At 65.6% G+C, this 12,717-nt stretch carries 16 protein-coding genes and 1 tRNA gene; 9 read left to right on the forward strand and 8 right to left on the reverse strand.

The features are described from left to right. Positions 1 to 112: 112 nt before the first annotated feature. From ACOZ4N_RS16880 to ACOZ4N_RS16890, 3 genes are all read right to left on the reverse strand, one after another. Positions 113 to 2,752 carry a valine--tRNA ligase gene (locus ACOZ4N_RS16880; protein WP_424017524.1) on the reverse strand — a complete coding sequence of 880 codons (2,640 nt, stop codon included), beginning with the start codon at positions 2,750 to 2,752 and terminating at the stop codon, positions 113 to 115. Between the two features lie 178 nt (positions 2,753 to 2,930). After that, positions 2,931 to 3,422: a hypothetical protein gene (locus ACOZ4N_RS16885; protein WP_424017525.1), complete on the reverse strand. Its 492-nt coding sequence runs from the start codon at positions 3,420 to 3,422 to the stop codon at positions 2,931 to 2,933. Beyond that, entirely contained in the window at positions 3,422 to 3,895 is a 474-nt protein-coding gene (locus tag ACOZ4N_RS16890) for a hypothetical protein (RefSeq protein WP_424017526.1), read from the reverse strand. Before ACOZ4N_RS16890 ends, ACOZ4N_RS16885 begins: the two co-directional genes overlap by 1 nt. 53 nt (positions 3,896 to 3,948) lie before the next feature. On the opposite strand from ACOZ4N_RS16890, the gene gnd reads away from it, so the two are divergent. The 3 genes from gnd to ACOZ4N_RS16905 all read left to right on the forward strand — a co-directional run bounded on the left by gnd (position 3,949) and on the right by ACOZ4N_RS16905 (position 5,683). Beyond that, a complete protein-coding gene (gene gnd, locus ACOZ4N_RS16895) occupies positions 3,949 to 4,902 on the forward strand; it encodes a phosphogluconate dehydrogenase (NAD(+)-dependent, decarboxylating) (protein WP_424017527.1) in 954 nt (317 codons plus the stop codon). A gap of 75 nt (positions 4,903 to 4,977) precedes the next feature. Next, positions 4,978 to 5,559 (forward strand): 2Fe-2S iron-sulfur cluster-binding protein, encoded by a 582-nt coding sequence (locus tag ACOZ4N_RS16900; protein ID WP_424017528.1) that lies wholly within the window; start codon positions 4,978 to 4,980, stop codon positions 5,557 to 5,559. Positions 5,560 to 5,610: 51 nt separating this feature from the next. Continuing rightward, positions 5,611 to 5,683 (forward strand) — tRNA-Arg (locus tag ACOZ4N_RS16905). Between the two features lie 237 nt (positions 5,684 to 5,920). On the opposite strand, the gene ACOZ4N_RS16910 is transcribed toward ACOZ4N_RS16905, so the two are convergent. Further along, positions 5,921 to 7,192 carry a saccharopine dehydrogenase family protein gene (locus ACOZ4N_RS16910; RefSeq protein ID WP_424017529.1) on the reverse strand — a complete coding sequence of 424 codons (1,272 nt, stop codon included), beginning with the start codon at positions 7,190 to 7,192 and terminating at the stop codon, positions 5,921 to 5,923. Between the two features lie 214 nt (positions 7,193 to 7,406). Between ACOZ4N_RS16910 and ACOZ4N_RS16915 the strand changes: the two genes are divergently transcribed. Then, complete coding sequence (locus tag ACOZ4N_RS16915; protein ID WP_424017531.1) at positions 7,407 to 7,742, forward strand: hypothetical protein; 336 nt, start codon at positions 7,407 to 7,409, stop codon at positions 7,740 to 7,742. A gap of 53 nt (positions 7,743 to 7,795) precedes the next feature. Here ACOZ4N_RS16915 and ACOZ4N_RS16920 read toward each other — a convergent pair whose 3' ends face one another. Beyond that, on the reverse strand, positions 7,796 to 7,960 hold the full coding sequence (locus tag ACOZ4N_RS16920) for a hypothetical protein (RefSeq protein ID WP_424017532.1): 165 nt from the start codon (positions 7,958 to 7,960) through the stop codon (positions 7,796 to 7,798). Between the two features lie 95 nt (positions 7,961 to 8,055). Here ACOZ4N_RS16920 and ACOZ4N_RS16925 point away from each other — a divergent pair, with 95 nt between their 5' ends. Further along, the gene (locus ACOZ4N_RS16925) at positions 8,056 to 8,352 is read left to right on the forward strand and encodes a hypothetical protein (protein ID WP_424017533.1); all 297 of its coding nucleotides are present in this window, start codon (positions 8,056 to 8,058) and stop codon (positions 8,350 to 8,352) included. Here ACOZ4N_RS16925 and ACOZ4N_RS16930 read toward each other — a convergent pair. Further along, positions 8,349 to 8,672, reverse strand: a complete 324-nt coding sequence (locus ACOZ4N_RS16930) for a rhodanese-like domain-containing protein (protein ID WP_424017534.1) — start codon at positions 8,670 to 8,672, stop codon at positions 8,349 to 8,351. The two genes, ACOZ4N_RS16925 and ACOZ4N_RS16930, sit on opposite strands and share 4 nt — an antisense overlap. A 105-nt stretch (positions 8,673 to 8,777) precedes the next feature. On the opposite strand from ACOZ4N_RS16930, the gene ACOZ4N_RS16935 reads away from it, so the two are divergent. After that, positions 8,778 to 8,957 (forward strand): HVO_0416 family zinc finger protein, encoded by a 180-nt coding sequence (locus ACOZ4N_RS16935; RefSeq protein ID WP_092660755.1) that lies wholly within the window; start codon positions 8,778 to 8,780, stop codon positions 8,955 to 8,957. Positions 8,958 to 9,089: 132 nt separating this feature from the next. Here the strand turns inward: ACOZ4N_RS16935 and ACOZ4N_RS16940 are convergent, their stop codons facing one another. After that, positions 9,090 to 9,563, reverse strand: a complete 474-nt coding sequence (locus ACOZ4N_RS16940; RefSeq protein ID WP_217630129.1) for a helix-turn-helix transcriptional regulator — start codon at positions 9,561 to 9,563, stop codon at positions 9,090 to 9,092. Positions 9,564 to 9,795: 232 nt separating this feature from the next. Between ACOZ4N_RS16940 and ACOZ4N_RS16945 the strand changes: the two genes are divergently transcribed. From ACOZ4N_RS16945 to ACOZ4N_RS16955, 3 genes are all read left to right on the forward strand, one after another. After that, positions 9,796 to 10,149 carry an ArsR/SmtB family transcription factor gene (locus ACOZ4N_RS16945; protein ID WP_424017535.1) on the forward strand — a complete coding sequence of 118 codons (354 nt, stop codon included), beginning with the start codon at positions 9,796 to 9,798 and terminating at the stop codon, positions 10,147 to 10,149. 65 nt (positions 10,150 to 10,214) lie between these two features. Then, complete coding sequence (locus tag ACOZ4N_RS16950; RefSeq protein ID WP_092691045.1) at positions 10,215 to 10,517, forward strand: DUF7521 family protein; 303 nt, start codon at positions 10,215 to 10,217, stop codon at positions 10,515 to 10,517. Between the two features lie 85 nt (positions 10,518 to 10,602). After that, positions 10,603 to 12,444, forward strand: coding sequence for a UvrD-helicase domain-containing protein (locus ACOZ4N_RS16955; protein ID WP_424017536.1), 1,842 nt, complete (start codon positions 10,603 to 10,605; stop codon positions 12,442 to 12,444). Here ACOZ4N_RS16955 and ACOZ4N_RS16960 read toward each other — a convergent pair whose 3' ends face one another. Beyond that, positions 12,445 to 12,690, reverse strand: coding sequence for a DUF7533 family protein (locus ACOZ4N_RS16960; protein ID WP_424017537.1), 246 nt, complete (start codon positions 12,688 to 12,690; stop codon positions 12,445 to 12,447). Positions 12,691 to 12,717 lie beyond the last annotated feature (27 nt).

A 12,717-nucleotide genomic window follows, 5' to 3' on the forward strand; every position in this document is an offset into this window, starting at 1 on the left:
GAGCGCGGTTCGCCGGACGCGAGCCAGTGGCTCGCGTCCGGGATGTTTTTATACTAAATTTTTGCAAGGAGTGGTTGCGCGCCGTCGGCGCGCAACCCGACGCAGTAAAAATTTAGTTGTAGATCAGAATCGTCGCGCGCTCGCTCTCGACGACCTCGACTTCCTCACCGGATTCGGCGCGGTGTTCCTCGTGGATTTCGACGGCATCGCCGGGGACGACGGCGACTTCCTCGCCGAGATCGAGTTCGATCTCGCCGTCGAGCTGTCGCTGTTGTTTCACGTCCTCGGGGTCGGCCTGTTCCAGTGCGCCGACGATCTGGCCGGTCTGCTCGCCGAATTCGGGGCCGATGACGCTGTGGTCGGGGTCGATCTCGACGGGCACGAGTTCGATGGCGGGGACGCCCTCACGGACGTGGACGGGAGCGTTGACGGCCTCGCTCAGGTCGTAGGTGTCGACGGCGCGCTCGGGGGTCTCCTCGGGGTAGACCTCGATCTTGTCGAGTTCGGCGTTCAGCGCGATGCCGGCGTCGGATTTCCAGCCCCGAACCGTGGCGGCGACTTCGGCGATGAGTTCGCCGGCGAGTTCGGCCTCGGCGTCGTGCATGTCGATGTCGGGCCAGTCGGCGGCGTGGACGCTCCCCTCGGTGTGGGGCAGGCCGTCGTAGGCCTCCTCGGTCAGGAAGGGGGCAAAGGGCGAGAGCATCCGCAGGGAGGCCGAGAGCGCGGTCGCCAGCGCCTGCTTCGCGGCGTTTGCCTCGCCGGGGCGACCCTCGTAGAGGCGACCCTTGATGAGTTCGAGGTAGTCGTCGGCCAGGTCGTGCCAGACGAACTCCCGGAGTTCCCGCAGGGCCGCGTCGAAGCGGTAGTCGTCCATGTGCTCGGCCACGCTGTCGGCGACCTGCGAGGTGCGCGAGAGGATCCACTTGTCGGCGTCCCGATATGCGGGATCGGGCCGGTCGAGGTCGTCCTCGGTGAGGTGGCCCGACGCGAACTTCGTGATGTTCCAGATCTTGGTGCCGAACTTGGAGGCGGACTTGACCTCCTTCCACTGGAACTGGATGTCACTGCCGGGCTGGCCGCCCAGCGCCATGGCCTGTCGGAAGGCGTCGGCGGAGTACTCCTCGACGGCCTCCTCGGGCTGGACGAAGTTGCCCCGGGACTTGGACATCTTGTTGCCGTCCTCGCCGAAGACCATGCCGTTGATCAGGGCTTCCTCCCACGGGATGTCGTCGGCGATCTCGCCGGTCCGGAGGAGCGTGTAGAACGCCCACGTGCGGATGATGTCGTGGCCCTGTTCGCGCAGGGTCGTCGGCTCGAACTCGGCCTCGGGCCAGCCCCGGACGTACAGCGGCGTGATCGAGGAGTCCATCCACGTGTCCATCACGTCGGTCTCGCCGGTCCACTCGTCGCCGCCACACTCGGGACAGGAATCGATACCGGGGTCCTCGTCCGTCGGGTCGGCCGGGAGTTCGTCGGGCCCGGCGATGTGGATGTGGTCGCAGTCCTCGCTCGCGCAGAACCAGGCGGGGATCGGCGTGGCGAACACGCGCTGGCGGGAGATGACCCAGTCCCACTCCATTCCGGTCGTCCAGTCTTCCAGCCGGTCGTACATGTGCTCGGGGATCCAGTCGACCTGCTGGGCGCGTTCGAGGATGGCGTCCTGGTCGACCTCGACGAACCACTGTTCCTTCGAGAGGATCTCGATGGGCGTGTCACACCGCCAGCACTGCCCGACGGCCTGTTCGGTGGGCTCGGTGTCTTCGAGATAGCCCTCGTCGTCGAGGTCGGCGGCGATTTCCTCCTTGGCCTCGTCGATGCTGAGTCCGGCATACTCGCCGGCGTCCTCGTTCAGGTGGCCGTCCTCGGTGAAGACCATCCGCAGGTCCAGATCGTGTTCGGCCCACCACTCGACGTCCTGTTTGTCCCCGAAGGTACAGATCATCACCGCGCCGGTCCCGAACTCGGGATCGGACTCCTCGTCGGCGATGAGTTCGACCTCGTGGCCGAACAGGGGAACCTCGAAGCGGTCGCCGATGCGGTCCTCGTAGCGCTCGTCGTCGGGGTGGACGGCCATCGAGACACACGCGGCCAGCAACTCGGGGCGCGTGGTGGCGATCTCGATGTCTTCGGTGTCTTCGTCGGCCCCCTCGAAGGTGACGTAGTAGAGGGTGCCCTCGACGCCCTCCTCGGTCTCGACTTCGGCGTCGGCGATGGCGGTCTCACACCGGGGACACCAGTTGACGGGGTGTTCGTCCCGGTAGACCAGCTCGTCGTCGGCCATCTCGACGAAGGACCGCTGGGTGGTGCCCCAGTACTCGGGGTCCATCGTCCGGAACTCGTGGGTCCAGTCCTGGGAGAAGCCCAGCGTGTGCATCGTCTCTTTCATCGCGTCGATCTGGTCCTCGGTGTGCTCGATGCACATCTGGCGGAACTCGTCGCGGGGCACGTCCGTCCGGTGAATGTCGTTGTTCTCCTCGACTTTCACCTCGGTCGGGAGGCCGTGACAGTCCCACCCCTGCGGGAAGAGCACGTCGTCGCCCACGAGCCGGTGATAGCGGGCGGCGAAGTCCATGTAACACCAGCCCAGCGCGTTCCCGATGTGGAGGTTACCGGTCGGGTACGGTGGGGGTGTGTCGACGACGTAGTCCGTGTCGGAATCGCCGTCGTACTCGTAGACGTCCATCTCCTGCCACTCGTCGCGCCACTTCGGCTCCACCTGGTCCGGGTCGTAGTTGTCGGGTAGCTCACTCATAGTTCAGATTGCCCTGGTGTCGGTTTCACGTCGTCGCTGTGGTCCGCGACGGGCCCCTCGTCCGGCCCGCCCGGTCGAAAATACGTGCGACTGGTCGCCGCGCTAACGTACTACCGACGACATCGGGCCCATACCTCCCGGTTGTTCCGGTCGAGTGTATAACTTTTCGCTTCTTCCGTCACCGGCCCGTCTCGAACACGTGCCGGTCCAGCAGAAACACGCAGGCACTCACGAGGACTGCGACGCCGGTCACACGCGGATCCGAGGTCACGTAGAGGTTCGGCGTCGGCGGCCGCCACCAGAGCGGGTACAGCCAGAACCCGGCGTGCCCGTCGGCGTACATCCGCAGTCCGTCGAGGACGAGCGAACTCGCGCCGCCAGCGACGAGCAGGCCATACACGCGCGCCCGATGCTCGGTGAAACACAGCGCGATACCGGCCGCGACGACGAGGACGCCACCGAGCGAACTGATCGGCGCGTAGGAGAAGGGCACCCCGAGCAGGCCTTCGAGGACCCGCTCGTCGACGAGGCGTTCGACTTTGAGCAGATCCGGGATCGCCGCCCCGGCCATCCCGACCGGGACCCAGCGGTCCGTGACCGCGTCGGTCCACCAGCTGGCGACCGTCAGCAGGACGTACGCCAGCAGGACGTGTGTCAGTAACTCCGCCATTATCGCACCTCGAACCCCACGCCGTCAGTGTCGAAACGCCAGCGTCTGAAAAACAGGACGACCACGAGGAGCGCACCGACGACCGAGACGCCGTACTTGAAGATCTTGGAACTCCCGGCTGGGTTGACGACGACGACACGGTCCGCCGCGAGGTGGCGGTCGGGTTCGACCGTGCCGTACACCTGCAACGCGCCGCCGGGCCGGACCGAACGCTCCACGCCACCGACCGTCAGCGGGAGCTGTCCCTGCTCGGTCCCGACCAGTATCTCGACCGTCGCGTTCTCGCGGTCGACCGTTCGGACGGTCCCGAACAGGAACGTCCGGTCGCCGACGTGTGACTCGTAGTCCGTTTCGAGCGCGTCCCCCGTCGGATACGGCCAGTGGGTCTCGTAGCTCGCGTCGTAGTGACTCCCCATGCCGAGCACGAGCAGGCCCACCAGCACGATGCCGAACAGTCTCAGACTGGTACGCATTGGTCCGCGGTACCGGTGTCTCACACCCTCGGGTAAAGAACGGTTCGTTCGCGGTGAACCACAACCCATACCTCGCCCGCGGGGAGAGCAGAGGTATGGAACTCGGCGTTATCGGACTCGGGCGGATGGGCCGGATCGTCGTCGACCGCGTGCTGGACGCGGGCCACGACGTGACTGCCTTCGACGTGGACGAAGAAGCCGTCGCGGACGCGGCCGACGCGGGCGCGACCCCGGCGGAGTCGATCCCCGACCTCGCACAGCGACTGGGCGGGGACAAACGCATCTGGCTGATGGTCCCCGCGGGCGACCCGGTCGACGCCGCGCTGGACGAACTCGCACCCCACCTCGACGGCGACGACGTGGTGGTCGACGGCGGCAACTCCAATTTCAAAGACTCCGTGCGCCGTGCGGAGGAAACGGACGCGGCCTACCTCGACTGCGGTACCTCTGGCGGCCCCGCGGGCGCGGAACTGGGCTTTTCCCTGATGATCGGCGGTCCGGAGTGGGCCTACGAGGAACTCGTGCCGGTCTTCGACGCCGTCGCGACGGGGCCGGACGGCCACGACCGGATGGGCGCGGCCGGGTCGGGCCACTACGTGAAGATGGTCCACAACGGCGTGGAGTACGCGCTGATGCAGGCCTACGGCGAGGGGTTCGAACTGCTGGCGAACGGCCGCTACGACCTCGACCTGGAAGCCGTCGCGCGGACGTGGAACAACGGCGCGGTGATCCGCTCGTGGCTGCTGGAACTCTGTGAGGAGGCCTTTCGCGAGGAAGGCAGCGACCTCGGGACGGTGGCGGACCACGTCGCGGGCGGCTCCACCGGGACCTGGACGGTCCAGGAGGCGCTCGAACAGGAGGTGCCGGTGCCGCTGATCTACCAGGCACTCAGCGAGCGGTTCGACTCGCGTGCGACCGACGAGGAGCCGGGGCGGTTCTCGCGGCGGCTGGCGAACCGACTGCGGTACGGGTTCGGACGACACGAGGTTGCGCGCCGCGAGGAGTGATCGAGCGGGTCGTCCACCGGTCGCGCTGGCTCGGAGAACGTCACTTAGATAAACCCGTATTCCGTAGCCCGCGATATGGTAAGCGCAGGCATCCTGCTCGGGGCGTTTCTGACGCTCGTCGCGGTCGCCCTTCACTACTCGAAGGGCACCGGCTGGGAGGCCAACGAGGACATCTCCCAGGAGGTTCTGGAAAAGCGGGCCGAGTCGGTCCCGGAGACGGAGTTCCCGGAGCCGATGAACCGCTCCATCGGCGGTGGCGGCGTCGCGGCTGGCGCGGTCGCCGGCGGATCGGAGGGTGAACTCGCCGAGGGCGGCGAGGACGAAGCAGACGAGGGCTTCGATCCCGACGCCATCGCCGACGACGAGGTCGAGACCTACGAGATCGAGTTCGCCAAGGAGGGCGAGACCATCGAGGTCGCGAACAACGAGAACATCCTCGACGTGGGCGAGGACGAGGGCTGGGACCTGCCCTACGCCTGCCGCGAGGGCTCGTGTCTCTCCTGTGCCGGCCACATCGAGGACGGGCCGGCCGACGAGTACATCCGCCACAGCAACAACGACACGCTCAACGAGGAAGAGATGGACAACGGGTACTGTCTGACCTGCACGGCCTACCCGACGGACTCGTTCACGCTGGAGACCGGCGAGCAGCCCTGATCCTCTGCGGTTCATAACCGTTATACCCACGCCTGCTGTAGCACTGTTCGAGGGCGGCTAGTTCAGCGGACAGAACGCCTGGTTCCGGACCAGATGGTCGGGGGTTCAAATCCCTCGCCGCCCGTTGCTGTCGCGAACAATCCGTGAGCGACAGCAATCGGCACGTGGGATTTGAATCAGGGAGTGGAGCGAAGCGGAACGACCGTGGTTCAAATCCCTCGCCGCCCGCTTTTCACGATACTACGCGAGGAGCGCCAGCGACGAGCGCTGTGAGTGAAAAGCGGCCGGAGGGTTTGAATGAGGTCGAGATTCTGCGCGAAATGCAGGTTCTCGGACGTAGTTCAAATCCCTCGTCGCCCCGCTATGAATCCGCGTCCCCGCCCGCTACGCTCGCGCTCGCGGTGAAGCCGACGGCGCGGAGCCGTTCGGCCAGCGGTTCGCCGATGGCCGACGCGGGGGTGAGGACGCCGCCGGACAGCGGTGAGTCGGTGTCGTCTTCGACCAGGCACATCGCGGACTCGCCGAGCATGCGCGCGGTGCCGCCGTAGCCCGGGTCGCGGTCGGCACCGATCACAGCGTCGACGGTGAAGGGGCCGTCGTCGTTGGTCCCCTGGCCGCGCACGCGGACCCGGAAGTGCCCCTTCGCCATCTGTTCCTCGCTCGGGCCTTCGCCGGGGTCGGGAAACACGAAGCGCTTGAGCGCCGAGCGGGTCGGGCCGAAGGATAGCGCGAGCGTGAACAAGCCGAGCCCGCCGGAGACGAGGCCGGCGGTCGCCGCGCCGCGGAGTCCGGGACCGGTGGGGAGGACCTCGGTACAGCGGAAGCCACGGCCCCAGGGGTACTCGAGGAGGGCGTTGCTACGTCGCACTACGCGCTCGTTTACCGGGGCCATCGGCGACGGGGCCGTCCAGGACGACCGGAGTGGGTCCTTGCGGGGGAGGCGCTGTTCGCCGGGATCGACGCCTTCCCGCTCGCCGGGCGGGGCCAGCGAGTAGGGGTTTCCGAGTACTTTCCTGACCTCGGGGTCGTTCGACGCGGCCTCGAACAGTTCGGCCGCGCTGGCCAGCGTGCCGCCGCTCACGCCGCCGCTTGCCGATTCCACGTAGATCCGGACGCGGTCACAGGGGGCCCCGAACTCCTCGATCGCGAACGACTGGGCGAGCAGGGTGCCCAGGTCGGCGGGGACGGAGTCGAAGCCACAGCTGTGGACGATCCGGGTGTCGGCGTCCACCGCCGCGTCGTGGTACTCGTCGACGATCTCCCGGGTCCAGTTCACTTCGCCGGTCAGGTCGCAGTACTCGGTCCCGGCCTCGACGCAGGCCTCGACCAGCGGGGTGCCGTACTTCGTGTAGGGGCCGACGGTCGTACAGACGACGCGCGTGCCGCGGGCCATTTCGCGGAGCGTCTCCGGGTCCGTCGCGTCGCCGATCACGACGGGGATCGACCCCCAGTCGTCGTTCCCGTCGACGAGGTCGGACTCGAGGGCCTGCAGGCGGTTTTCGTTTCGACCCCCGAGGGCCAGCGACAGGGTGTCGGGCGTGTACTGTTCGGTGAGGTACTCGGCGACGAGGCGGCCGGCCACGCCGGTCGCACCCCACACGACGAGATCGTGTTGCCGGTCAGCGTTCGACACGGGTATTCACGTTCGGTAGTGGGGCCACAGGCTCAAGTGTTTGCCATTGCGTGTGGTTCACTGGCACGTGTGTTCCTTCCTCGCATCCAAACATTCATAATTGCGTAAAACACTCGTAACAAGCAGACTGGGGGAACGACGATGCAAGAACACGCCTACAGTGAGAGTCGGACAGACGGGGGCGACACGTGCGGTGAGCGACGAGGTGGGGCAGATGGTTGAGAGTCTGATCGCCCGCGTGCTGTTAGACGCGGCTATCGTGTCGCTGATCCTGGCGTCGATCGTGGAGGTAATAATCGACGTGCGTGGGATGGACACGCCGGAATTCCTCCCACCGGTACTGGCGGGGCTGTCGCCGTCGGAGCCGGCGACGGCGCTCGGCGTCGGCGGGATCGCCTTGCTCGTTCTCGGGATCGTCATCGAGATGGGCCTGTTCGGTCCCTTGCCCGGTGGTCGGTTCCTGGTCGGGACCATCGCGGTGCTGGCCTTCCTGCTCACCGGCGGGTTCCTCATCAGTGAGGAGGAAGACAGCAGCGGATACGGCGGGTGAGCAGTCCCGCCGGCCGGGAGTACCGTGTCGGTGGCGGGCTCGTCCCGACGTGACTACGGCGGTTCGACGGGGTCTAGATCGCCGCTGTCACAGTACGGGCAGGTCGGATCGGTGAGGTCGGCCCGATACGCGAACCTGCGTTCACAGCGTGGACACCGATAGTGGACGGCCTCGTAGTCCGGCGAGAATACCGTTTTGAGTGTGTCGAACACGCCCATCGAGGGACACCAGTGGACGTACGGGCCGTGGCGGCTTAACTCCGCGCCCGTCCCGGAGCGGCACGGTTTTGCTCGTCGCAGTCACAACGCGAGGTATGGAGTCTATCGACGACGTCGAGGCGTTTCGGGCGGAGCTGACGGAACTGCTCGCGGCCGCCGAGGACGGTGGTGTCTCCTCGGACGCCGTGGTCGGACTACTGACCGCGCAACTGGCCGGGATGCGCGGGGACGTGCGTCTCCCGCTGTCGATGCCGCCCGAGCGAGCCCGGGAGTTCACCGACGAGGCCAGCGACCACGTCGGCGAACGGATGGAGGTCGACCTGCTGGTCTCCGAGGACGTGATCCAGGACCTGGAACTGCAACTGCAGGTCTTCGAGCGGCGACGCGACTAATCCTCGGTTTCGAGGTCGAACTCCCAGGCGTCGTAGCCGCCCGCGAGGCTGGCGACGGTGGCGTCGTCGTCGATGCCTTCGTAGGATTCGAGCAACCGACCGGCCTGCACCGAGCTGATCCCCTCTTTACAGACCATGACGACCTCGTCGCCCCAGTCGATCTCGTCGATCCGGCCGGCCAGCTGGCCGTAGGGGACGTTCAGCGCCCCCGGAATGTGGCCGGTCGCGTACTGCCGGGGCGGACGGGTGTCGACGACCTGTACGTCCGCGCCGTCTTCGAGTTTCTCCTGTAACCGCGACGGGGAAAGCTCCTCGACCATCGTCTGACCGTAGACACGGCGCGGGCTAAAGCCCATCGTCCCGATCCGGTGAGACTTGTGTCCGACCAATAGAGCTAAATAGTGGTGTGGTATACCATGTCATGTATGGCGTCAGCACCGAGCGACGACGAGATCTTCGATCAGTTCCTCACGGAGCGCGGGCACGAGACGGAGCAGGTCGGCTGGGACCGGAGCTACAACAAAAAGCAGTGCCCGGAGTGCGGTGGCCTCCACGACACCGCGGCGACAGAGTGCTCGGTGTGCGGGTGGGGACCGGGCAACTGACGGCCGCAGGCGGCGGCGCGCAGAGATTTTTCTCGACGTTTCGGTAGAGTAGTGGCCGCTAAACCGTTCGAAAGAGAGCGTCCGGCAGGAGTGAGGAGCCCTGCTCGGGTCGGTGGGTGAACGGGTGGTCGGCTACAGCTCGTCCAGCGAGTCGTGCAGGAACAGTCCCAGTGCCAGATGGTGGTACATCGCCTGCTCGATCTGCGACCGGGCGGCGTCCTCGTCTGCGACGGAGTACTCCTTCGTTCGGACCAGCTCGTGCATCGACAACACGTCGTCGCCTTCGATATCGTGGAGTCGTGGGTATACCGTTCCCGGGCTCAACTGCGCGTCGAACAGCCGCGACAGGTCGTCGATCAGCGCCTTCCCGTGGGTGCCATCCCGCAACGCGATCAGCGCGATGAGGATCTCGTCCAGATTCTGTTTGACGATCTCGTCGTCGAATTCGAACGACTCCTCGACTGCCAGCCGTTCCATGACCGAAGACAACACCTGCTCGGGGTCGCCTTCTTGACCGGTACCTGGGGCGTCGGGTGAGGCCGCCTCCAGGTCGTCACCGGCCGAAAGTTCTTGTATCAACGTATTCACCAGCGGACTCGTACTCACGTTATCTCCGGACATTGGCAATCACTTGGACTCGATCCACACCCATTCCTCTCTACCACGGATATATAATGCCTCTCCCCCGGTTTCCGAGAATGAAAATAGGTATATAAAGGCGTTTTCACGCGCTGAAAGAACCCCCTCCGGATCGGGCACGACTGGTGGCCGACTGGCCTTTCTCATCGGTGATACTCCCCGCAATATCTTTTTACACTGGTGGATTCTATACGGGATAGTGGCAGAGGAACGTAGTATCGAGGAGGTCCTCGACACGATCGGGGACGAGAACGCGCGGGAGATACTCGCGGCGATCAGCATCGAGCCGCGCTCGGCCAAGGAACTGGCCGAGGAGTGTGACCTGTCGCTTCCCACTGTCTACCGGCGCATCGAGATCCTCGAGGAACACGAACTCGTCAAAGACCGGACGCTGGTGGCCGACGACGGCAACCACTACAAGATCTACGAGTCGAACTTCGACAGCACCGTCATCTCGCTGGAGGAAGAAGGGGAGTACCGGGTGCGGATCTACCGCGAGGAGAACCTCCCCGACCGGTTCAGTCAGCTCTGGGACGAGCTGAATCCGGAGTAGGTCCCGTCCTGCCGCTCCGAATCGTCCGACGTACCTTTATGTTCAGTGCGTGAGCAGTGGCGGCCATGGTCGAGACCGTAGCTATCGCACGCGGCGTTCTCATTCTGCTGCGGCTCATCACGTTCGGGTTGACGCTGGGGATCACCCTGATCAGCTTTCAGGCGTACCGAAAAAAGCAGTCGGAGAAACTCCAGTCGGCGTTCATCGGCTTCGCCTTCATCAGCATGGGCGTGGCCATCACCAACGTCATCACGCAACTGGGTGCCGGCGGCGGGACCTCCTCGCTCCAGTTCATCTTCCTCCAGATGACCGAGACGATCCCCTTCATCATCGGATTCGCCATGCTCTACCTCTCGCTGTACCGGTGACTGCCGACGAGGGAAAAATTCGGGTGGGCCAGCACTGGAATCGAAGCCACGTTGCTTATGAGTGTGTAGGTCCATTAGTGGTCTAATGACCGACACGACGCCCGAAGTGGTTCGCCTGTTCGGGGGGCCGGGGAGCGGGAAGACCACGGCCTTGCTGGACCGGGTCGAACAGTTACAGGAGGAGGGAGCAGACGTCCGTGACATTCTCGTCGTCTCGTACACGCGCGCGGCGGCCGCGGAGATTCGCGAACGCCTCGCAGAACGACTGGACACCACGCCCCGGGCCCTCAGGGGCAACGTCTGTACGATGCACGCGAAGGCCTACGAACTCCTCAACCTCTCGCGTGGCGACGTGGTGAGCGAATCGGACAAAGAGGAGTTCTGCGAGGAGTACGGCATCGAGTACGAGGACGAGAACAAGGGCGCGCGCCGCCGGAGCGCCCGCTCGACCACCATCGGCAACAAGGTCATCGCGACCAGCCAGTGGCTCCAGCGCACCCGCCGGGACGTGGCCGACTGGTACGACGTGCCCTTCCAGTGGAACGTCGAGAAAGTCCGACTCCCTCCGGAGGAAGACCCCAACTCCCAGACCGGCAACAAGTACACGCCGACCTGGCCCTCCGACGACGACCGGATCGACGTGCCCGAGGCCATCCGCGCCTGGCGTGCCTACAAGGGCGAGAACGGGCTCGTCGGCTTCGCCGACATGCTCGAACGCGTCAAACAGCGCTCGCTCCTCCCCAACGTGGAGTACCTGGTGATCGACGAGTTCCAGGACATCACGACCCTCCAGTACGACGTGTACGAGGAGTGGAAACCCCACATGAAGCGGGTCCTGATCGCGGGCGACGACGACCAGGTCGTCTACGCCTGGCAGGGTGCCGACCCGGACCTCCTGCTGGACGAGGACGTGACCGAGGACGAAGTGTTGCCCAACTCCTACCGACTTCCCTCGAAGATCCTCAACGTCGTCAACAAGGAGATCAGCCACATCGAGAAACGCCAGGAGAAAGACCTCGAACCGCGCAAGGAGGGCGGCCGCGTCGAGGCCCCGCCTCGCCCCTCGATGCTCGATCTGGTCCGGAACGTCCGGGCCACGCTCGAAGAGGACGAAGATAGCACGTCGATGATCCTGTTCCGGGCGCGCTACCAGATGTTCCAGTTCATCGACGAGTTCATCGGCGAGGGGATTCCCTTCCAGTGTCTGACCGACCAGCGCATGTGGACCGACCGGCTGACCCAGTACGTCCGGGCGGTCGAGGGACTGTCGGATGACGAGCCCGTCACTGCCCTGCAGGCCCGGCGGCTGGCGGACATGCTCGCGGATTCGGCCTTCGGCACCGGCGAGCGCGACGACTTCTTCGACGCCATCGACGAGGTCCAGGAGGAAGCGGACACCGACGACCTCGCCGAGATCACGGTCGAACCCGACTTCGTCCGCGAGTACGCGCCGTTCATGCCCGATCCGCGGTCGGCGGCGGACATGCTCCGGAAGGTCACCAACTTCCAGGAGCGGTCGGTCGACGCCTACTTCTCGGGCGACTATCAGGGCATGGACACCGACGCGGTGCGGGTCGGGACGATCCACTCCGCGAAGGGTCGCGAGGCCGACCACGTGTTCCTCGCGACCGACCTCACGGAGAAGGTCGTCGAGCAGATGGCCGCGACCGTCGAACAGGAGGGCCGCGAGGTCGAGGGTGTCGAGGAGTTCACCAAGCACACCGATCCGGTCCCGACGCTGACGGACAACGAGCGCCGCGTGTTCTACGTCGGGATGTCCCGCGCCCGCGAACGGCTGGTCCTGCTGGAGAACCTCGTCGACGGCGCGCCGACACTGCCCATCGACGTGTTGCTGGAGAACAAGCCATCGGACAAGACCGTCGACCAGTTGCTCGACGAAGCGAAAAACGCGGTCGCGGTGCAGTAGTTACTCCTCGTCGTCCTCGGGCGTCTCGACGACGGAACTGGCCACGTCCTGTGCGGCGTCGGCCGCCACGTCGGTCGGCTTGGTGACGTACTCCTCGGCGGCGATCATCAGCACGGCGACGAGGATGAACCCGCCGCCGACGAGGCGATTGCCGCTGAGGAACGTGTCGAGACCGAACAGCGCGACCGGTGCGGCCAGTATCACCGCGCCCATCAGCCCGAACGTATCGAGGATGCCCAGTCCCATCTCCTGTGCGCCTTGGAGGCCACCGGA

The organism is Halorientalis pallida (assembly GCF_049605515.1).
GTDB classification, from domain to species: Archaea; Halobacteriota; Halobacteria; order Halobacteriales; family Haloarculaceae; genus Halorientalis; species Halorientalis pallida_A.

What these genes read in the sequence shown, in the direction of transcription:
- ACOZ4N_RS16880 (WP_424017524.1), bottom strand. Translation starts at nt 2,752, where the DNA reads ATGAGTGAGCTACCCGACAACTACGACCCGGACCAGGTGGAGCCGAAG.
- ACOZ4N_RS16885 (WP_424017525.1), bottom strand. Translation starts at nt 3,422, where the DNA reads ATGGCGGAGTTACTGACACACGTCCTGCTGGCGTACGTCCTGCTGACG.
- ACOZ4N_RS16890 (WP_424017526.1), bottom strand. Translation starts at nt 3,895, where the DNA reads ATGCGTACCAGTCTGAGACTGTTCGGCATCGTGCTGGTGGGCCTGCTC.
- ACOZ4N_RS16900 (WP_424017528.1), top strand. Translation starts at nt 4,978, where the DNA reads ATGGTAAGCGCAGGCATCCTGCTCGGGGCGTTTCTGACGCTCGTCGCG.
- ACOZ4N_RS16915 (WP_424017531.1), top strand. Translation starts at nt 7,407, where the DNA reads ATGGTTGAGAGTCTGATCGCCCGCGTGCTGTTAGACGCGGCTATCGTG.
- ACOZ4N_RS16920 (WP_424017532.1), bottom strand. Translation starts at nt 7,960, where the DNA reads ATGGGCGTGTTCGACACACTCAAAACGGTATTCTCGCCGGACTACGAG.
- ACOZ4N_RS16925 (WP_424017533.1), top strand. Translation starts at nt 8,056, where the DNA reads ATGGAGTCTATCGACGACGTCGAGGCGTTTCGGGCGGAGCTGACGGAA.
- ACOZ4N_RS16930 (WP_424017534.1), bottom strand. Translation starts at nt 8,672, where the DNA reads ATGGTCGAGGAGCTTTCCCCGTCGCGGTTACAGGAGAAACTCGAAGAC.
- ACOZ4N_RS16935 (WP_092660755.1), top strand. Translation starts at nt 8,778, where the DNA reads ATGGCGTCAGCACCGAGCGACGACGAGATCTTCGATCAGTTCCTCACG.
- ACOZ4N_RS16950 (WP_092691045.1), top strand. Translation starts at nt 10,215, where the DNA reads ATGGTCGAGACCGTAGCTATCGCACGCGGCGTTCTCATTCTGCTGCGG.
- ACOZ4N_RS16955 (WP_424017536.1), top strand. Translation starts at nt 10,603, where the DNA reads ATGACCGACACGACGCCCGAAGTGGTTCGCCTGTTCGGGGGGCCGGGG.
- ACOZ4N_RS16960 (WP_424017537.1), bottom strand. Translation starts at nt 12,690, where the DNA reads ATGGGACTGGGCATCCTCGATACGTTCGGGCTGATGGGCGCGGTGATA.